Origin of the sequence: Pseudomonas sp. BR20, from assembly GCF_050780135.1 — a bacterium.
Taxonomy (GTDB): domain Bacteria; phylum Pseudomonadota; class Gammaproteobacteria; order Pseudomonadales; family Pseudomonadaceae; genus Aquipseudomonas.
In genome coordinates, this window is sequence record NZ_CP172012.1 from 2,336,465 (window position 1) to 2,354,950 (window position 18,486).

An 18,486-nucleotide genomic window follows, 5' to 3' on the forward strand; every position below is an offset into this window, starting at 1 on the left:
GTTTCGCATTCTAGACGCTGGCCGTGGCCATTCGCAATTACCGATGAACAATGTATCCAGCACAATTTTTTGTTTGCCCTGGGGGCACGCACTAATCTGCAGGCTTTTTCCGGTGGAAGGCTTGAGCATGATCGACCTTGCGACCCTGGCGGTTTTTTCAGGTGCTGTTCTGCTGTTGCTGTTATCCCCGGGGCCGAACATGGCCTTTGTGATCAGCCATGGCGTCACCCACGGCTGGCGCGGGGGAGTGGCCTCGGCCCTGGGCATCGGTGTGGCCGACATGCTGCTGACCGCATTGACCGCCACCGGGATAACGGCGTTGGTCGCCAGTTGGCCGCCATCCTTTGACGTGATCCGCTATGCGGGGGTGGTCTATCTGCTGTGGCTGGTGTTCAAAACCCTGCAGAAAAAACCTGGGCTGGACCCTGCCTCCCTGCACCGCGTGCCCCTTGGCCGGGTGTTTCTGCAGGCGATGCTTAACAGCCTGCTCAACCCCAAGGCGTTGCTGTTTTTTGTGGTGTTTTTGCCGCAGTTCGTACGGCCGCAGGCCGGCTCCATCGCCGTGCAATTGATGCTGTTGGGCGGCGTGCTGACCTTGATCGCTGGGGTGTTTCACGTGCTGCTGGGCATTTTCGGCGGGGCGCTGAGCCGCTTCTTCGCCAGGCGCCCAAAAGGCGCCAGGCTACAGAAATGGGGCTTGGCGACGGTGCTGACCGTGCTGGCGGTGCGTCTGGCGGTGATGTCTCGTCCCGCCTGACTTATACAGGTTCAGCCCAACCGTGCAGCCGCCCGCGCGACGATTTCACCGCGCACTCTGCGCGATTCGGCAGTGCGTTTGTTGGCTTCTTCCCGCACATGCGTGGGCGCTGTGTCGGGGCTGCCTGAATCGAATGGCGGCGCCGGCGCGTATTCAATCTGCAACTGCACCAGTTGCGCCGCTGCTTCGCTGTACAACTCCGCCGCCAGCACCAGCGCAAAGTCGATACCTGCGGTAATGCCACCCCCGGTGAACAGGTTGCCGTCACGCACCACACGTTCCTGTACCGGGACGGCGCCGAGCGGGGCGAGCATGTCGTGGTAGGCCCAGTGCGTCGTCGCCTTGCGCCCGCGCAGCAACCCCGCCGCGCCCAGCACCAGCGAGCCGGTGCACACCGAGGTCACGTAGCGCGCGGTCTGCGCCTGGGCCTTGAGGAAGTCCAGGGTCTGCGGGTCTTCCATCAATGCGCCCACGCCGGAACCGCCGGGCACGCAGATCACATCCAGCTTCGGGCAGTCGGCATAGGTCATGGTCGGGGTGAACACCAGGCCCGTGCTGGACGTGACCGGCGCCAGGTCCTTCCACACCAGGTGCAGCTTCACGTCCGGCAGCGAACCCAGCACGTCGTAGGGACCGGTCAGGTCCAGTTGCTGAATGCCGGGGAACAACAGAAAGCCGATCTGCAAGGTCATGAATGAAGCTCCGAGAAAGGGGTAGACGGCTTTACTCTAGCGGCCTAGGCTTTGGCGAATACGCCATTGAGCCCACGAATCACGCCAATCATGCCCAGAATCGTTCACGTACTCGCTTTCGATAATGCCCAGGTGCTCGACGTCACCGGGCCGTTGCAGGTGTTTGCCTCGGCCAATGACCTGGCGCGCCAGCGTGGCGTGCCGTTGCCTTACGCGGTCACGGTGATCGCCGACCAGGCCGGACCGGTCATGACCTCCGCGGGCCTGGCGCTGTTGGCCGAGTCGTTGCCCGCGGTCGACCATCCCTGCGACACCCTGGTAATCGCGGGTGGCTGGGGGGTGTACGGCGCCGCAGAAGACCTTTCGCTGGTGGACTGGGTGCGCGAAAAAGCCCGGCACACCCGGCGCATGGCCTCGGTGTGCACAGGCGCGTTTTTGCTCGCGGCCAGTGGCTTGCTCGATGGTTGCCGCGTCGCCACCCACTGGACCCGTTGCGAAGAACTGGCGCGCAAGTTTCCGGCGCTGACCGTGGAGCCGAATCCGATCTTCATCCAGCAGGGCGCGGTGTGGACCTCCGCCGGTGTGACCGCCGGTATCGACCTCTGCCTGGCCCTGGTCGAAGAAGACCTGGGCCGCGCCGTGGCCCTGGAAGTGGCGCGGCACCTGGTGGTGTTCCTGAAGCGCCCCGGCGGCCAGTCGCAATTCAGCGTGACCCTGTCCCTGCAAAAGGGCGGCAGCCGTTTCACCGAGCTGCATGCCTGGATAGCCGAGCACCTGACCCTCGACCTGAGTATCCCGACCCTGGCCGCCCAGGCTGGGATGAGCGAGCGCAGCTTCGTGCGCCACTACCGCGCCGAAACCGGCCAGACGCCCGCGCGCGCGGTGGAACTGATCCGCGTCGAAAGCGCGCGCCGGCAACTGGCCGATAGCACGGCGTCGATCAAACGCATCGCCGTGCAGTGTGGGTTTGGCTGTGAAGAAACCTTGCGCCGCAGCTTTATGCGGGCCTTGTCGGTGACGCCCCAGGCCTACCGCGAGCGGTTCTCGCCGGTGGCCTAGGCGAGCAATTCAAGCAGGGCGTCAAGGGTGGCCTGCGGCGCTTCCTGGGGAATATTGTGGCCCACACCCGGCAACACCCGGCGCTGGTAAAAAGCGCTGAAATGCTTCACGTCGTCATCTTCTTGCGGCGGCGGGCCTACGCCGTCATCGGCACCGCACAGCGAAATGCTCGGCACCGCAATCGCCGGTTGCCGCGCCAGGGCCTGCTCGATGGCTTCCAGCGCCGGATCGCCAGGCGCATACATGAAACGGTGGCGATAGGAGTGAATCACCACCTCGACAAAATCCGGGTTATCGAATGACGGCGCCGTCTGCCCATACAGCCCCGGCCCCTTGGCCCAGGACGGCGACCACAACGACCACAGCAACTCACAGAGTTCGCGGCGATTGGCCGTCAGCCCGTCCACACCGCGCTGGGTGTGAAAATAGAACTGGTACCACAACCGATGCTCCGTCGCCGGCGCCCGTGGCGTGAGCGACCTGGCAATGTCCTGGATGTTATAGCCATCGCCGGTTACCAGCCCGCGTACTCGTTCGGGCCACAGCGCCGCGACGATACACGCGGCACGCCCACCCCAGTCGTACCCCGCCAGGGTGGCCCGCGGGATCGCCAGCGCATCCATGAAATCCAGCAAGTCCTTGCCCAGCGCCGCCTGTTGGCCGGAGCGCATCACCTGCGCGTTGATAAATCGCGTAGGGCCGTAACCGCGCAGGTACGGCACCAGCACCCGGTAGCCGCGTTCGGCCAGCACCGGCGCGATCTCGTCATAAGCGCGAGGGTCGTAGGGGAAGCCATGCAGCAGGATTACAGGCTCGCCGTCGGTGGGGCCATGGGCTTCATACGCCACATCGAGCATGGAGGTGCGCACGTAGAGCATTGGGGGGACGGTGGTCATGATGGGCTCCTGTCAGGTGTTGAAACTCTAGTCGAAAGACATGACGGGATGCCCTGCCTGTAAAGACAGGGCGCTGACTGGATCTCAGGGCTGCCAGGTAGTCTTCTCGCCACTGAGCTTGCGGTCCAGGAACGTCGCCGCGCTGATCAAGGCCAGATGGCTCAGCGCCTGGGGCGTATTGCCCAGGTGTCGGGCCTGGCTGTCGAACTCTTCGGCATACAGACCCAGCGGGTTGGCATAGCGCAGCAGTTGTTCGAATTCCAGGTGGGCCTTCTCCACTTGCCCGGCGCGGGCCAGGCACTCGACGTACCAGAACGAGCAGGCGGCAAACGCGCCTTCGGTGCCTTGCAGGCCGTCGATCGCGTTGTCGTCGTTGCGGTAGCGGTAGACCATGCCGTCGCGCACCAGGCTTTTCTGGATCGCCTCCAGCGTGCTCAGCCAGCGCGGATCGGTGGCGGCGACAAAGCGTACCAGCGGCATCAGCAGCATCGAACCGTCCAGTGCGGTGCTGCCGATGTGCTGCACAAAATGCCCGCGCTCTTCGTTCCAGAAGTTACTCCAGATGTCGGCGTAGATGGCCTGGCGCGTCTGGTCCCAACGCGCAAACGGCGCCGGCAACGAGCGCTTGGAGGCCAGGCGGATCGCACGGTCCAGGGCCACCCAGCACATCAGCCGCGAATGCAGGAAGTGATGCTGCTCGCCGCGCATCTCCCAGATGCCCACGTCTTTCTGGTTCCAGATTTCGCAGACTTGGTCAGCGACTTCCACCGTGTGTTTCCAGCCCTCGTGGGAGATGGCTTCGCCGTACTTGTTGACCAGGTACACCGCGTCCATCAACTCGCCATAGATATCCAGCTGGACCTGGTCGACCGCGCCATTGCCGACGCGCACCGGCTTGGCGCCGCCGTGGCCGCTGAGGTGCTTCAGCTCGGTTTCGGGCAGCTCCTGGCGGCCGTCGATGCCGTATAGGATATTGATCTTGGTCGGCTGCCCACAGCAGTCGCTGACCCGGCCCTTGAGCCAGCGCATATAGGCGTTGGCCTCGTCGACAAAGCCCAGGCGCATAAAGGCGTAGACGGTGAACGAGGCGTCGCGGATCCAGGTGTAGCGGTAGTCCCAGTTGCGTTCGCCGGCGGGGGTTTCCGGCAAGCCAAAGGTGGCGGCGGCGATGATTGCGCCGTGTTTGCGCGAGGTCAGTAGCTTGAGGGCCAGGGCCGAGCGGTTGACCATTTCGCGCCAGCGCCCGCGGTAGTTCGACTGCGCGATCCAGCCGCGCCAGAACTTCAAGGTGTGGTCCAGCGCCAGGTCGGTACAGCCACTGTCCACACGTTCATCGTCCTGGCCGCCGAGTACGAACTCGGCGCCTTCTTCCTGATCCAGGGTGAAGCGGGCCACGGCGGCGTTATCTTCGATCTGCAACGGATGGCTGCCGCACAGGCGCATGCCCGGCTGGCCATCGGCGTTGAAACAGATGCTGGCGTTATCCAGGCTCGCCTCGGTGGGGGCGCGCGCATAGTCATGGCGCACGGCGCAGCGCAGGTGGAGGGTGGCCGTGCCGCTGACCACGCGTACACGGCGAATCAGCAGGGGCAAGTCGTCGATCTCTTCGCTGATGACCAGCAGGTCGGTGATTTCCACCACGGCTTCATCGCTGAGCCAACGGGTTTGCAGCACATTGGTGTCGGGCAGGTAGATCTGTTCGCGACGGGCGTTGGGCAGGTCCGGGGTGAGCTGGAAAATGCCGGCATCGGGGGTGTCCAGCAGCGAGCAGAAGATCGACGGACTGTCGAATTCCGGCCAGCAGAAGAAATCGATGCTGCCTTTATCGTTCACCAGCGCCGCGCTGCGCATATCGCCGATGATGCCGTGGGCGTCGATGGCGCTTTGTGGTTCGTTTTTCAAATCAACCATTGTCACGAAACTCCGGGTAAAGGCTCATGCCGCCATCAATGAACAGGGTGCTGCCGACCACGTAATCCGAGGCGTCACTGGCCAGCCATACCACGGCGTTGGCTACGTCCTCTACGTCGCCGACCCGGCCATACGGGATCAACTTGAGCAGCTCTTTTTCCGCCGCACCTTCGGTGGCAGCACGGTTGATCGCCGTACGAATCGCTCCCGGCGCAATGCCGTTGATGCGAATGCGCTGTTCACTGACTTCCTGGGCGAGGGTGCGCATCAGCATGTCCACGCCGCCCTTGGACGCCGCGTAATTCACATGGCCGGCCCAGGGGATCAACTGGTGCACCGAGCTCATGTGGATGATTTTGCCGGCGGCACGGGATACGCCTTCACGGATGCCCTGGCGCTTGAAGAGGCGCACCGCCGCACGGGCACAGAGGAACTGGCCGGTGAGGTTGACGCCGATCACGGCGTTCCAGTCGTCGAGGGTCATGTCGACCACGGCTGCGTCCTTCTGCATACCGGAGTTGGCCACCAGGATGTCCAGATGGCCGAACGCTTCGAGGGTCTTTGCGAACAGGCGGTCTACATCGGCTTCTTTAGACACGTCGGCGCCGATGGCAATCGCCCGGCCACCCTGGGCATTGATCTGCTCTGCCAAGGCTTCGGCGGGCGCGGCCTGGCTGTTGTAATTCAGCACCACCGCAGCGCCGGCTTGCGCCAGAGCCTTGGCCGCACCGGCGCCGATACCGGAACTGGCGCCCGTGACCAGTGCTACTTGTTGCTCCAACGAGATACGCATTGCCCACCCGGCCTTAAATTCGTGAGTTCAAGTAGCTGACTGACGGCGCGTAACGGAAGTTCAGCCGTGTGAAATTAGCGACTACAACCATGGTGAAAAATGGAATAACAGAAGAATAAAAAATAACCATAAGATACTAAAAAACCGCTAAAAAGCGTTTGACAGGATTTTTTGCCCCGTGTCTTATAAGCACACCTCAACCCGTTCCGCTGGTAGTTCGGAAGTCATGCGGAGTCACCTATAAGAGATGCCTATGTGTTTATCGGCAGCTATAGGGGAACTACCAGAGCAGGGAGCTACGACGTTGCCTAAGTTAGTTATTTTCGATTGCGACGGTGTACTCGTCCAAAGCGAAGAGATCACCCTGTCTGTATTGATCGCCATGCTTAATGCTCAGGTACAGGACGGCACAACACTTGATAGTGCGTATTTCATTGAGCACTTTCGTGGAAGAAAGATTGCCGATTGTCTGCGCGAGGCAGAACAGTTATTGGGTGTTTGTTTGCCCCTACAGTTTGAAGAGGACTTCCGAGTTCGAGCGCTGGAAGCATTGACGCTTAATGTAAAAGCGACCGATGGGATACTCGACGTATTGAACGTGCTGGAGATTCCCTGTTGCGTGGCCTCGAGTGCGCCGCGCAATAAGATCGAACAGTGTTTACGCCTTGTGGGGTTGTTGCCTTATTTCGAGGGGCGAATATTCAGTTGTTATGAATTGGGGCGTTGGAAGCCTGATCCGCTGGTGTTTTTAACGGCGTGTGAAACTTACAACGTTGAGCCCTGTGACGCGCTGGTGATTGAAGACAGTGTCACAGGGGTTCAAGCCGCCGTTGCAGCCACTATACAAGTCCTGGGTTTTGGTCCGGTGTCTCGACATCGAATATTGGCCGAAGCCGGCGCGTTACCGTTTGCCGATATGCGTGAGTTACCGACCCTCATTGATCAAGTTACTCAAGGAGCAAGTGTTGTGGGCACACTGGGTTATATAGAGCGACTTAAACGTAATGATCCCTGTTCGGAGGTGTGGTGGGATTCGTCGCCCGTGGTGTACGCACCGTATAAAAAGCATTTGTTGGACAAGTACCCGGCGGCCGCCGCCCATATCGAACAGTTGATGCCGCAGGATCTCTCCCAGCCTTGGGGATTCAGCAGTGTGACCACCAACCCCCGGCTGGTGACGGCGGCGATCCTCGACAAGAAAGAGTATTGGTCGTCGCGTTTTAATCTGGCCAGCCTGTCTCCCAGGGAATTGCGCAAGCAGCTGTACAACGAAGTGATTGCTGAAGGTGCCTCGACGCTCAAGCCACTGTGGGTTCAATCGGCTCAGGCCGACGGCTGGATATGCGCCCAGGTCGATCCTTCGGATGTGCGGTGCACCGAACGCATGATCGCACGAGGCCTGGAGCTGCATCGCCTGGCCGCGAACGTGATGGTGAAAGTGCCGGGCAGCCTGGAGGGTTTCGCGACGATCGAACACCTGGTGGCCCAAGGCGTTTCGGTCAACATCACGTTCTGCTTCACCGTTTCGCAGTTCCAGGCCGGAATCCAGGCAATAGAGCGGGGCATCGCCAGTGCCCGCCGCAATGGTGTCGACACCGGCCGTTGCAAGTATGTGATCACCTTTATGATCGGGCGTTTTTCCTGCCAGCCCGAGTTCGCCTTGCAGGCCGCCGAGCGTGGCCTGGCGCTGGGGCCGGAGGACATGCGCTGGGCCGAGCTAATGATTTACCAGCAGATACAGGCCTTGGTCGCGGGCTCGAAAGTGCCGGTCAAAACCCTGCTTTCCAGTATCAAGGTCGACGTTGACGAGCGTGGCCACAAGCACTGCTGGCACCTGGAAAAGACCGGGCTGACGACCACGTGCTACACGCTGACGCCGGACGTGGTGGAATTTCTGATCGAGCGTGAAAGCCACGGCAAGCCGGTGGCACCCGCCCGCGAACCTCAACAGGTGCCGGCGGAGACGTTCGCCAGGCTCATCCGCATTCCGTACTTCTGCGAAGCCTATTTCATCGACAGCATCGAACCCTACGACTTTGGCAATCATGAGGCGTTTATCAACGCCTGCAACGAGGCCAACAGTGCGCATCGGCGCCTGACCGATTACTGCGTGCGCCTGTGTCCGGTAGCGAAGCCTTTCGCACGCTCGCTCAACGCCATCCTGGCTGCTGAATATGGGGTGCTGGCATGAACAAGATGGTCGGGTTGTGGGCGCACCCGCGTTCCCGTTCCACGGTGCTGGAGCGTGTGTTTATCGAGCGGGGGGATTTTGAGGTCTTCCACGAGCCGTTTGCGCATATGGCATTTTCCGCAGATTCAGTGATTCCTTCGGATGAGTGGGATCACAGTTTGCCCACCACGTATCAAGGCATAAAAGAGCAACTGCTCAAGGCCCGGGAAAGTGCCAATGTGTTTCACAAAGACATGTGTTACCACTGCCTGGATGACTTGAAAGTTGACCGGAACTTCCTGGCGCAACAACACAATATTTTTATTATTCGCGAGCCCGCCAGCAGCATTATTTCCCATTACCGGGTACACCCCGATATGCCCGTGCAGGCCATCGGGCATAAAGCCTTGTACGAGATTTTCTGCGTGGTGACCAAACTCATCGGAAAAGTGCCTTATGTGATTAATGCCGATGACCTTGCCGCGGAGCCGGAGCGTGTCATTCGTAAACTGTGTGACTACTTGCAGATTGAATTTTTGCCCCACGCCATGACATGGAAACGCGAATGCCCGCGACAGTGGAAAACCTGGAGAAGTTGGCATGTGGCGGCGGAGAACAGTGAGCGCATTGCGTTGCCGCACACACCACCTATCGATATGGACGTTTTCGATCAGTCGCCAAAATTAAAAGCCCTTTACGAATACCACCGCCCCTTCTACGCACGCATGAATGAATTTTGCCAATAAGGATTGTTGTATGAAAAAGTTGATTGTCACCGGTGCGGCCAATGGGATTGGCCGGGCTACTGTGGAAAAGGCTATCCAGGCGGGTTATTTCGTTATCGCTGCCGACAAGGACGCCGAAGGCCTGTGTGCGTTACAGCGCACTTACACGGCGAATGTATTGGAAACCCATGTCGCGGACTTTTCTGATAATGCGCTGATCAAGGGTTTTATACCTGCACTGTACGAGCGCCACGCAACGATTCATGCCTTAGTTAATAACGCTGGTATTTACCACGGCAAAAGCGTCTACGCCTATTCCGATGCTGAAGTGGACGAAATCCTGACGGTGAACCTCAAGGCACTGGTTTATCTCTCCAAAGACTTCGCCGAACGGGAAATGAAACACGAAGCGCCGCGCAGCATCGTCAATATCGCCTCTGTGGCCGGCGAAGTGGGCAGTTGCGATGCCTTGTACGGCGCCACCAAGGCGGCAGTGATCGGCCTGACCAAAGCCAACGCCTGGAATTTCGCGCCGTTCGTGCGGGTTAACGCGGTGTCGCCGGCGCTGATCCACGACACCGCCATCTACGACACCATCCCCGAATACCGCCGCGCCGAGTACGCGCGCCAGGAAATCCTAAAGGAGCCGATCCTGCCCGGCGGCGTTGCCGAGGTCATTTTGCTGGTGATCAGCGATGCCATGCGTCATGTCACCGGCAAGGTCATTGCGGTGGACAACGGAGCCTACCCACGATGAGCCCGTCAACCCCCAAGAAGAAACTGCTGCTGGTGGGCGCAGGCAACCTGTGCCTGCAGATCCTGAAGATTCTCGGGCCGAAAAATGCCTTTGAATTCGTGGTGCTGGGGCGTAATGAAGACACGACCTTGCGGCTGTGCAACCTGGTCGCATTGTCGTGTGCGCAGTTGGGGCACTGCATCGCAATCAAGCCAGTGATCGCCGACCTCACCGATATCGACCGGGTGACGCGGGTGCTGCGTGAAGAGGCGCCGGACCTGGTGGTGAACTGCGCGTCGTTGCAATCGTGGCGGGTAATTACCGGGTTGCCCAAGCTCTCGTTCGAGCAACTCGACCAGGCGCAGTTCGGCCCCTGGCTTCCCATGCACCTGACGCTGATGCATCACTTGATGCAGGCGGTAAAAGCCTCCGGCATCGTGACCAGGACAGTCAACGCGGCCTTTCCCGATGCGGTCAACCCGATCCTGGCCAGGGTCGGTCTGGCGCCGGATATCGGGGTGGGCAACGTGGCCAACCTGATCCCGGCAGTGCGATTTTCCATCGCGCGGCTGCTCGAGTGCGAGCCTGCCGATGTGCAGGTGTGCCTGTATGCCCAGCACTATTTCAGCCACTACGTGCCGCGCGGCGGCTTGCCCCCGCGTGCCAGTTACCGCTTGCTGTATGAGGTTCGCGACCGCCCGGCCGTGACGCACCTGCCGGCCGAAGCGATTTTTTCCACGGTTAAATCCGAGTTCCGCCGCCTGGGCGGTATCGATGGGCAGTTCCTCACGGCGTGCTCGGCCGTCACCGTGATCGAAGGGCTGTTTTCGCCCACGCCGGTGCGTGTGCACGCGCCCGGCCCGCTGGGGTTGCCGGGCGGCTATCCGGTGTGGTTGCAGGAGGGGCAGATCAACGTGCAGTTCAGCGCCGAATGCCCCCAGGACGAAGCGGTGCGCATCAATACCATCTGCCAGAGCCAGGATGGCATCGATGAAATTCATTGCGATGGCTCTGTCACCTATAACCCGCAATGCATGGCGGTGATGCAGGCGATGCTGGGGTACTCGAAGAAAACCATGTCCATCGAACAGTCCGCCGAGTTTGCCCACGAATTGTCGAGCAAATACCTGTCTTTCAAACATTCAACCTGGTAGGTGTGTGATGAATCAGATGTCGGTGCACAAGCGCAGCGAAGTCGCCAGTTACGCAACGCAATACTCGAAAAAATTCGTCGAACGCTGGGATGATTTGATCGATTGGGAGAAAAGAAAGGCGGGTGAGAACGGGTTCTTTGAAAACCTGCTGAGGCAGCACGGCGTGAAGTCAGTGATCGACGTGTCCACGGGCAGTGGTTTTCATGCGGTACAGCTTAAACAGGCGGGGTTTGATGTCGTCGCTACGGACGGCAGCAGCACGATGTTGACCAAGGCCCGGGAGAATTTTCGGCAACGCGGGTTGGCGATCGAATCGCACTACCGGGACTGGCAGTCCCTCGATCCTGCTGAGCTCGGGCGCTTCGATGCCGTGGTGTGCCTGGGCAGTTCGCTGTGCCATGTGTTTGCAGCCCATGAACGGTTGGAGGTGCTGGAGAAGTTCAGGGCATTGCTCAATCCGGGCGGCTTGCTGATTGTGGATCAACGTAATTTCTTTGCCATTCGCGCAGGCAAGTTCAAATCCAGCGGTAATTACTATTACTGCGGTACACACGCATCCGTTGGCTTGGGGCAGGTCGATGAACACGTGTGTGAGTTCATCTACTCGTTCGATAACGCCGAGCAGTACCGGTTGCAGGTCTATCCGCTGTTGCCGGGCGAGTTGAAGGGGGAGGTGCTCAAGTCCGGATTTTCCGCCCATGAGAGTTACGGGGATTTCCAGCGTGACTACGACATGATGAATTGTGATTTTGTCATCCACACGGCGCGCGCCGTTTAAGGAGAGCCTGATGAGCACATGGGTACAAAGTAGCGCGCGCCCGTTGGACAGCGTCGTGCTGGCGGTGGTGTTGACCGGGTTCGTGGCCAGCACCTACGGGTTTGGCGTTTACCTGTTCGCCAACCTGGTGGTGGACATGCGCCGCGACATCGGTTTCGACTACACCACGGTGGGCCTGATCACCGGCGGCGCGCAGATCGGCTTCCTGCTCTTTTCATCGGTCACCAGTTATATCAGCCGTTTTTTCGAAGGCTGGAAAATCAGCCTGGTGTCGACGGTGATGACATCCCTGGCGCTGTTGGGGCTGAGTGTCAGCAACAGTGTCTGGTTATCCGGGGCGCTGTTGATTTTGCTCGGCGGCTGCTCGGCCTCGGTGTACATCCCGCTGGCGGAGATTGTCACCAAGGGCTTCAGCCCGGGTAATCGCTCGCGGGTCATGGGGCTGATTTCCAGTGGCACCAGCTACGGCGTGTTCATCAATGGCTTGCTGGTGTCGTTCCTCACCCTGCAGGGTGGTTGGCGCTCGATCTGGCTCACTGCGGGCCTGATCTCGGTGGCCCTGTGCGTGGTGGCCTGGTTTCTGCTGCGCAACATGGTTGCGGACAAGGACGCCGGCTTTTCCGGGCAGCGTTCGACGGCCTTCGACAGCCACGCACCTTGGTTGAGTCGCTCGCTGTACCTGACCTGGGCCATTGCCTTTTTGAATGGGATGGCGCTGTTGCCGTTCCAGACTTACCTGGCTCCGTTCCTGCGGGATGAGTTGGGGGTGTCGGTGCAGGACGCCGGGTTTGTCTGGACCACCATCGGCGCGGTGGGCATGGCCTCGGGCTTTCTGGTGGGATGGATTGCCGACAAGGTGGGCGTCAGGGCGTCGCTGGCCATGTGCTTTCTGAGTGCGGGGCTGGCCGCCACCCTGGTGTTCAGCTTCAACAGCCTCCCGCTGTTTTACCTGGCGGCATTTTTGTTTGCGCTGGCGTTCTACCCCATCTTCGGGCTTGTCCCCAGCTACATCGGGCAAATCGTGCCGGTCAGCCGACTGACCCAGGCATTTGGTATTGCCAATGTGCTGATCGGCCTGGGTGGTGTGTGCGGCAACTTCCTGGGCGGTTTTTCCAAGGACCTGACCGGCTCGTTCTCGACCGTCTACTGGGTGGTTGCGCTGTTGCTGTTCGTGCAATGCGTGATGGTGTTCCTGTTGGGTAAACCGCCTGTGGCGGTGACGGAGGGTGAGCGGCCATGAGTCATTTTGCGGAACGTCCAGACCGGAATCTGCATGCGTTTGCGTTCAGCCATCTCGGCGCCGAACGCTCGCGTATACCGCAAAAGCCTTTGGTCATCTGGATGACGGGCATCTCGGCTGCCGGCAAGTCGACGATTGCCGATGCGTTGGACGGGGCCTTGCAGGCACAGGGGCGCTTGACCTGCATCATTGACGGCGACTCGGTGCGCGGCGGCTTGTGCCGGGACCTGGGTTTTACCGACAGCGACCGCACTGAGAATATCCGGCGGGTCGCCGAAGTGGCGCGCTTGATGCTGGACGCTGGGCTGGTGGTGATCGTGGCGCTGATCTCTCCGTCGGCGGCCAGCCGGCATTACGCGCGCGCCATTGTCGGCAATGAGCATTTTGTCGAGGTGTATGTGGACGCGCCGCTGGCAACAGCCGAACAACGTGACCCTAAAGGCTTGTATAAAAAAGCCCGCCTGGGGCTGATCCAACACTTCACCGGTATTGATTCGAACTACGACGTGCCGATCTTCCCAGAAGTGCACGTGGACACCCAGGCGCTGTCTGTCGAACAGTCTGTCGCGACTATTCTCGATTGGATGGCCCGCAACGACGAGCGCACATAGCCGCTGGTCTTCGTGCCGAGGTGGCGGTGCCTGCACGTTCAGAAAACAAGGTAATCTGCGCCATCGCAGCCATACCGAGTTTTTTCAGGAGCAGGCATGACGCATTTCACCGGCACTGCAAAATCCATCCGTCTGATTGGCGGGGTCCAGGTATTGGACTTCATCAATACAACCAACGGCCGCCGCCCTGGGTCGCCGCTCAAGGTAATGGAAGAGCGGCTCACCAGTTTTCAGTTCTTCATTGAATGGGCGCTGCACGCCTCGTTGATCTCCGCCCAGGAGTTCGCTGAATACAAGGCCATGGTGTTTGAGTCGCCTATTTCCTACCAACCGGATCTGGACGCCATCATTGCGTTCCGCGAATGCCTGTATGCCGTGTTTTATCCGTTGTCCTTGCGTCAGGCTGCGCCTGATGACGCCTTGCAGCAGATCAACCTGAATTTCCAGCAAGGCACCGCCTGGCGTGTACTGCGCACGGTTGACGGGACGCCGGCCTGGGCGTGGAAAACCTGCACCTCTGCCCAGGAACTGAGTGCAATGTTGATCGGGCGGCTGGCAATCGAGGCCACGCAATTGCTGGTGTCCGGTGATCTTCGCGCCTTGAAGTGCTGCACGGCCACAGACTGTGATTGGCTATTCCTGGATATCTCCAAGAACAAACTGCGCAAATGGTGCCAGATGAGCGTGTGCGGCAGCCGGGAGAAATTGAGTCGCCTTAAACAGGCGCTTTAGTCTCCAGGCAGTGTCGCGGTCGACGGGTAGCAATTGCTCCGCTTAATAGGAAGCATTACTATTCACGCCCCGCCTCCCCAGTGCTCCCGCGATGATCCCTCAGCCGCCCCGCAGAACAGGCTTTTTCGAGCACTACGAAGAGTTGATCGGAACCTGGACACGCCGCCTGAGAAATCGTCAGCAGGCCGAGGACCTGGCCCATGACACCTTTGTGAGAGTGCTGGAGACAACCGCCTCCCAGGTAGAGCAACCGCGCGCTTACCTGCATCAAACTGCGCGAAATATCGCCGTGGACGCCTACCGACGCGAAGATCGGCGGGAAGCCATGGCGTTGGAAGCCTTTGATCAGCGCCAGCCCCACGGCGGCGACCCGGAGCATTTCATGCACGCGATCCAGTTGGCGGACTCTATCGAACGGGCCTTGGCCGAGTTGCCGCTCAACTGCCGCAGGATTTTCATCTGGCAGAAGATCGAGGGCCTGACCCAGCAGGAAATCGCCGAGCGCCTGGGCTTGTCTAAAAATATGGTGGAAAAGTATATGATCCGCACCCTGCGGCATTTGCGTGACCGCCTGGACGCGATGGCCCCATGACACACGCTCGCTCTGAAACAGGACCTTCCATGATGGATAACCGTGCCCGCGACGAAGCCGCGCAATGGTTTGTACGCCTGCAAGACGGCGAACTGAGCGCCTCTGAGCGTCAACGGTTCGAGGCCTGGCGCAATGAGCATCCCGATCACCCATACGAATTCGATGTCTTGCAGGGAATGTGGAGCGCCACTGACCTGCTGCCCAAGGCCCGCTTGCAGGCGCTCTGTGATGGGCCGGCCGAACGCCCCAAGCGCCAAGCCGTGTTGCGTTATGCGGTGGCCGCAAGTGTCGTCGCTGCTGCCTTGGGCCTGGGATTATTCAGCGGGCTTGATCATCCAGAACCCTACAGTGCCCAGTTCAGTACGCGTGTGGGTGAGCATCGCCAGGTCGCGTTGCCCGACGGTTCAGTGCTGGACCTCAACAGCCGCAGCGTGGTCGCGGTGCACTATGAAAAGGACCGGCGCGGCGTGGAACTCAAGCAGGGCGAGGCGATGTTCAGCGTCGAGCACGATACCCGCCGGCCCTTCGTGGTCGATGCCGGGGCAGGGCAGGTGACGGTCACCGGCACCCGTTTCGATGTCCGCCGCGATGATGACCAGACCCGCGTGGTGGTCGAGGCAGGTACCGTAAAGGTGCAGGGGCAGTCTGTGGACAACGTGGTGACGCTGACGGCAGGCCTGGGTACCCAGGTCGACAGCAAAGGGCGGGTGGCAGCGGCCTATGACGTGAACACCGAGGAACTGACTGCCTGGCGTAACGGCAAGCTGGTCTTCAATAACGCCTCGCTGAGTGAAGTCGTCCGGGAAGTGTCCCGCTACCGCGAGCAACCGCTGCGGGTCGGCACGCCGGCTGTGGGTCGCCTGCGCCTGACCAGCGTGTTCAAATCCGACGACACCGATGCCTTGCTCAAGGCCCTGCCACACATCCTTCCGGTCGCACTGCGCACCTTGCCGGACGGCAGCCAGGAAATTATTTCACGCTGACATTCAGGTTTTTTTCGAGTTCTTCGTCTTCTCCTGCAACTGCAACTGGTTTGCATTAACAGCCGTGTACTTTTGCGATCACAGGACTAGGTTCGACGTGAAAAAACTTGCCGCCTATCACAATAAAATCTCCCGCTGGGTACCTCTGGCGCTGGTGCTCGCTGTCAGTGCCTCCCTGCCTATGGCCTACGCTGCCGAGGGTATTCATATCCAGGCCCAACCCTTGGGCGCGGCGCTGAGCCAGTTGGGCCAGCAGACTTCCCTGCAAGTGTTCTTCAGCCCCGATCTGGTCGCCGGCAAGCAGGCGCCGGCGGTAGACGGCAACCTTTCCCCTGAACAAGCCCTGCGCCAGCTCTTGCGAGGTAGCGGCCTGGATTACCAGATCGACGCGGGCTCCGTGACCCTGCGCCCGCTGAGCAACGGCACCGGAGAAGCCGGCTCGCCTCTGGAACTGGGCACCACCGATATCAAGGTGGTCGGTGACTGGCTCGGCGATGCCGACGCCGACGTGGTGCAGAACCACCCCGGCGCGCGCACGGTGATCCGTCGCGAAGCGATGGTCGAGCAGGGCGCAATGAACGTCGGCGACGTACTGCGCCGCGTGCCCGGCGTGCAGGTGCAGGAATCCAACGGCACTGGCGGCAGTGATATTTCCCTCAACGTTGGCGTACGCGGCCTGACGTCGAGGCTGTCGCCACGCTCCACCGTGCTGATCGACGGCGTACCGGCGGCGTTCGCCCCGTATGGCCAGCCACAATTGTCGATGGCACCGATTTCCGCCGGTAACCTGGACAGCATCGATGTGGTGCGCGGCGCCGGTTCTGTGCGTTATGGGCCACAGAACGTCGGTGGCGTGATCAACTTTGTGACCCGTGCGATTCCCGAGAAGTTCTCCGGCGAAGTCGGCAGCACCCTGCAAACCTCGGCCCACGGCGGCTGGAAGCACATCGACAACGCCTTTATCGGCGGCACGGCCGATAACGGCATCGGCGCGGCTTTGCTGTACTCCGGGGTCAATGGCAACGGCTATCGCAACAGCAACAACGGCAACGATATCGACGACGTGATCTTCAAGACCCATTGGGCGCCGACCGACCAAGACGACTTCTCGCTGAACTTCCATTATTACGACGCCAGCGCCGACATGCCCGGTGGCCTGACCCAGAAGCAGTTCGACGCCAACCCCTACCAATCGGTGCGTGACTGGGACAACTTCAGCGGCCGCCGCAAGGACGTGTCCTTCAAGTACATCCGGCAGATCGACGACCGTACCCAGGCTGAAGTGCTGACCTACTATTCCGACAGCTTCCGTGGCAGCAACATCGCCAACCGCGACCTGAAAACCCTCGGCTCCTACCCGCGCACCTACTACACCTTCGGCATCGAACCACGGGCGTCCCATGTGTTCGACGTGGGCCCCAGCACCCAGGAAGTCAGCGTCGGTTATCGCTACCTCAAAGAAGGCATGCACGAGCAGGCCACCAGCCTCAACCTGGTCAATAACGTACCGACACCGGGCGGGCAGAGTGATGGTCATGTCTACCAGGACCGCACCGGTGGCACCGAGGCCAGCGCCTTTTATATCGATAACAAAGTCGATATCGGCAAGTGGACCATCACCCCGGGTATTCGCTTCGAAGACATCCGTACCGAATGGCACGACCGCCCGGTGGTTGCGTTGAACGGCACTCGCACTCAGGAAAAACGCCGCGAAATCCACAACAACGAACCGCTGCCAGCACTGAGCGTGATGTACCACGTGTCCGATGCCTGGAAACTGTTCGCCAACTACGAGACTTCGTTTGGCAGCCTGCAATACTTCCAACTCGGGCAGGGCGGCACCGGCGACCAGACCGCCAACGGCCTGAACCCGGAAAAAGCCAAGACCTACGAGGTGGGGACACGCTACAGCGACAGCGTGTGGGGCGGCGAGCTGACATTCTTCTACATCGACTTCTCGGATGAGCTGCAATACGTCAGCAACGATGTGGGCTGGACCAACCTCGGCGCTACCCAACACACGGGTATCGAAGCCTCGGCCCACTACGACCTGTCGAACCTGGACTCGCGCCTCGACGGCCTCACGGCGAATGCCGGCTTCACCTACACCAAAGCCACCTCCGAAGGCGACGTACCGTTCAAGGGCCGTGACCTGCCGCTGTACTCCCGTGAGGTGGCCACCCTGGGCCTGCGTTACGACATCAATCACTGGACCCACAACCTGGATGTGTACGCCCAGTCCGGCCAACGCGCACCGGGTACCACCAGCACTTACATCACCCAAAGCACGGCGGACGGGCAGTTCGGCGATATCCCAGGTTATGTTTCAGTCAATGTGCGCAGCGGTTATGACTTCGGCGAACAGTTGTCGAACCTGAAGTTGGGCGTCGGCGTGAAAAACATCTTCGACCAGCAGCACTACACCCGTTCCAGTGATAACAATGCCGGCTTGTACCTGGGCGAACCGCGTACGTTCTTCGTTCAGGCCAGCGTCGGGTTCTGATCCGTCCCGGTTTGGACATATCGCAGTCCTTGGCCGGGCTGCGATTCTTCTGCTCATTTCCTACATTGTTTCGGTGCATCTTGCTGCTTGATCAGGAACCGATTCCGACAAAAAGCCACACATGGGCTAGCTGACAAGCTTCGACTTCATGGTT

General features: G+C 60.3%; 17 protein-coding genes and 1 pseudogene. 14 read left to right on the forward strand and 4 right to left on the reverse strand.

Features of this window, described 5'->3' with window-relative positions:
* The first annotated feature begins 127 nt into the window (after positions 1-127).
* Positions 128-757: a LysE family translocator gene (locus ACHPFG_RS10720; protein WP_431702343.1), complete on the forward strand. Its 630-nt coding sequence runs from the start codon at positions 128-130 to the stop codon at positions 755-757.
* A gap of 11 nt (positions 758-768) precedes the next feature.
* Here ACHPFG_RS10720 and inhA read toward each other — a convergent pair whose 3' ends face one another.
* Positions 769-1,449, reverse strand: coding sequence for an isonitrile hydratase (gene inhA, locus ACHPFG_RS10725; RefSeq protein WP_431702344.1), 681 nt, complete (start codon positions 1,447-1,449; stop codon positions 769-771).
* A 90-nt stretch (positions 1,450-1,539) separates the two neighbouring features.
* Here inhA and ACHPFG_RS10730 point away from each other — a divergent pair, with 90 nt between their 5' ends.
* On the forward strand, positions 1,540-2,508 hold the full coding sequence (locus ACHPFG_RS10730) for a GlxA family transcriptional regulator (RefSeq protein WP_431702345.1): 969 nt from the start codon (positions 1,540-1,542) through the stop codon (positions 2,506-2,508).
* Here the strand turns inward: ACHPFG_RS10730 and ACHPFG_RS10735 are convergent.
* The 3 genes from ACHPFG_RS10735 to ACHPFG_RS10745 all read right to left on the reverse strand — a co-directional run bounded on the left by ACHPFG_RS10735 (position 2,505) and on the right by ACHPFG_RS10745 (position 6,108).
* Positions 2,505-3,404: an alpha/beta fold hydrolase gene (locus ACHPFG_RS10735; RefSeq protein WP_131700040.1), complete on the reverse strand. Its 900-nt coding sequence runs from the start codon at positions 3,402-3,404 to the stop codon at positions 2,505-2,507. The two genes, ACHPFG_RS10730 and ACHPFG_RS10735, sit on opposite strands and share 4 nt — an antisense overlap.
* Before the next feature lie 84 nt (positions 3,405-3,488).
* The gene (locus tag ACHPFG_RS10740; protein ID WP_145337070.1) at positions 3,489-5,315 is read right to left on the reverse strand and encodes a glycoside hydrolase family 15 protein; all 1,827 of its coding nucleotides are present in this window, start codon (positions 5,313-5,315) and stop codon (positions 3,489-3,491) included.
* Positions 5,308-6,108 carry a glucose 1-dehydrogenase gene (locus ACHPFG_RS10745; RefSeq protein ID WP_431702347.1) on the reverse strand — a complete coding sequence of 267 codons (801 nt, stop codon included), beginning with the start codon at positions 6,106-6,108 and terminating at the stop codon, positions 5,308-5,310. The genes ACHPFG_RS10740 and ACHPFG_RS10745 overlap by 8 nt, the downstream gene beginning before the upstream one ends.
* Before the next feature lie 253 nt (positions 6,109-6,361).
* Between ACHPFG_RS10745 and ACHPFG_RS10750 the strand changes: the two are divergent.
* The 12 genes and pseudogenes from ACHPFG_RS10750 to ACHPFG_RS10805 form a co-directional block, all read left to right on the forward strand.
* Positions 6,362-6,952 (forward strand): annotated as a pseudogene (locus ACHPFG_RS10750) (HAD family hydrolase); the annotation flags it as partial.
* 123 nt (positions 6,953-7,075) lie between these two features.
* Positions 7,076-8,299, forward strand: coding sequence for a transaldolase family protein (locus tag ACHPFG_RS10755; RefSeq protein ID WP_431703461.1), 1,224 nt, complete (start codon positions 7,076-7,078; stop codon positions 8,297-8,299).
* Positions 8,296-9,024: a sulfotransferase family protein gene (locus ACHPFG_RS10760; RefSeq protein WP_431702349.1), complete on the forward strand. Its 729-nt coding sequence runs from the start codon at positions 8,296-8,298 to the stop codon at positions 9,022-9,024. The genes ACHPFG_RS10755 and ACHPFG_RS10760 overlap by 4 nt, the downstream gene beginning before the upstream one ends.
* A gap of 10 nt (positions 9,025-9,034) precedes the next feature.
* Positions 9,035-9,760, forward strand: a complete 726-nt coding sequence (locus ACHPFG_RS10765) for an SDR family oxidoreductase (protein WP_431702350.1) — start codon at positions 9,035-9,037, stop codon at positions 9,758-9,760.
* Positions 9,757-10,893, forward strand: a complete 1,137-nt coding sequence (locus ACHPFG_RS10770; protein WP_131700035.1) for a hypothetical protein — start codon at positions 9,757-9,759, stop codon at positions 10,891-10,893. The genes ACHPFG_RS10765 and ACHPFG_RS10770 overlap by 4 nt, the downstream gene beginning before the upstream one ends.
* Before the next feature lie 7 nt (positions 10,894-10,900).
* Positions 10,901-11,671 (forward strand): class I SAM-dependent methyltransferase, encoded by a 771-nt coding sequence (locus tag ACHPFG_RS10775; RefSeq protein WP_131700034.1) that lies wholly within the window; start codon positions 10,901-10,903, stop codon positions 11,669-11,671.
* A gap of 10 nt (positions 11,672-11,681) precedes the next feature.
* Complete coding sequence (locus ACHPFG_RS10780; RefSeq protein ID WP_431702351.1) at positions 11,682-12,911, forward strand: MFS transporter; 1,230 nt, start codon at positions 11,682-11,684, stop codon at positions 12,909-12,911.
* Positions 12,908-13,522: an adenylyl-sulfate kinase gene (cysC, locus tag ACHPFG_RS10785; RefSeq protein ID WP_431702352.1), complete on the forward strand. Its 615-nt coding sequence runs from the start codon at positions 12,908-12,910 to the stop codon at positions 13,520-13,522. The genes ACHPFG_RS10780 and cysC overlap by 4 nt, the downstream gene beginning before the upstream one ends.
* 96 nt (positions 13,523-13,618) lie before the next feature.
* On the forward strand, positions 13,619-14,254 hold the full coding sequence (locus ACHPFG_RS10790; protein ID WP_145337073.1) for a CGNR zinc finger domain-containing protein: 636 nt from the start codon (positions 13,619-13,621) through the stop codon (positions 14,252-14,254).
* 91 nt (positions 14,255-14,345) lie between these two features.
* Positions 14,346-14,846, forward strand: a complete 501-nt coding sequence (locus tag ACHPFG_RS10795; RefSeq protein ID WP_131700030.1) for a sigma-70 family RNA polymerase sigma factor — start codon at positions 14,346-14,348, stop codon at positions 14,844-14,846.
* A gap of 29 nt (positions 14,847-14,875) precedes the next feature.
* The gene (locus ACHPFG_RS10800; RefSeq protein ID WP_431702353.1) at positions 14,876-15,829 is read left to right on the forward strand and encodes a FecR family protein; all 954 of its coding nucleotides are present in this window, start codon (positions 14,876-14,878) and stop codon (positions 15,827-15,829) included.
* Between the two features lie 97 nt (positions 15,830-15,926).
* Positions 15,927-18,332 (forward strand): TonB-dependent siderophore receptor, encoded by a 2,406-nt coding sequence (locus tag ACHPFG_RS10805; RefSeq protein WP_431702354.1) that lies wholly within the window; start codon positions 15,927-15,929, stop codon positions 18,330-18,332.
* Positions 18,333-18,486: the final 154 nt, after the last annotated feature.

Coding starts and splice junctions, on each gene's coding strand:
- ACHPFG_RS10720 (WP_431702343.1), top strand. CDS start 128: ATGATCGACCTTGCGACCCTGGCGGTTTTTTCAGGTGCTGTTCTGCTG.
- inhA (WP_431702344.1), bottom strand. CDS start 1,449: ATGACCTTGCAGATCGGCTTTCTGTTGTTCCCCGGCATTCAGCAACTG.
- ACHPFG_RS10730 (WP_431702345.1), top strand. CDS start 1,540: ATGCCCAGAATCGTTCACGTACTCGCTTTCGATAATGCCCAGGTGCTC.
- ACHPFG_RS10735 (WP_131700040.1), bottom strand. CDS start 3,404: ATGACCACCGTCCCCCCAATGCTCTACGTGCGCACCTCCATGCTCGAT.
- ACHPFG_RS10740 (WP_145337070.1), bottom strand. CDS start 5,315: ATGGTTGATTTGAAAAACGAACCACAAAGCGCCATCGACGCCCACGGC.
- ACHPFG_RS10745 (WP_431702347.1), bottom strand. CDS start 6,108: ATGCGTATCTCGTTGGAGCAACAAGTAGCACTGGTCACGGGCGCCAGT.
- ACHPFG_RS10760 (WP_431702349.1), top strand. CDS start 8,296: ATGAACAAGATGGTCGGGTTGTGGGCGCACCCGCGTTCCCGTTCCACG.
- ACHPFG_RS10765 (WP_431702350.1), top strand. CDS start 9,035: ATGAAAAAGTTGATTGTCACCGGTGCGGCCAATGGGATTGGCCGGGCT.
- ACHPFG_RS10770 (WP_131700035.1), top strand. CDS start 9,757: ATGAGCCCGTCAACCCCCAAGAAGAAACTGCTGCTGGTGGGCGCAGGC.
- ACHPFG_RS10775 (WP_131700034.1), top strand. CDS start 10,901: ATGAATCAGATGTCGGTGCACAAGCGCAGCGAAGTCGCCAGTTACGCA.
- ACHPFG_RS10780 (WP_431702351.1), top strand. CDS start 11,682: ATGAGCACATGGGTACAAAGTAGCGCGCGCCCGTTGGACAGCGTCGTG.
- cysC (WP_431702352.1), top strand. CDS start 12,908: ATGAGTCATTTTGCGGAACGTCCAGACCGGAATCTGCATGCGTTTGCG.
- ACHPFG_RS10790 (WP_145337073.1), top strand. CDS start 13,619: ATGACGCATTTCACCGGCACTGCAAAATCCATCCGTCTGATTGGCGGG.
- ACHPFG_RS10795 (WP_131700030.1), top strand. CDS start 14,346: ATGATCCCTCAGCCGCCCCGCAGAACAGGCTTTTTCGAGCACTACGAA.
- ACHPFG_RS10800 (WP_431702353.1), top strand. CDS start 14,876: ATGATGGATAACCGTGCCCGCGACGAAGCCGCGCAATGGTTTGTACGC.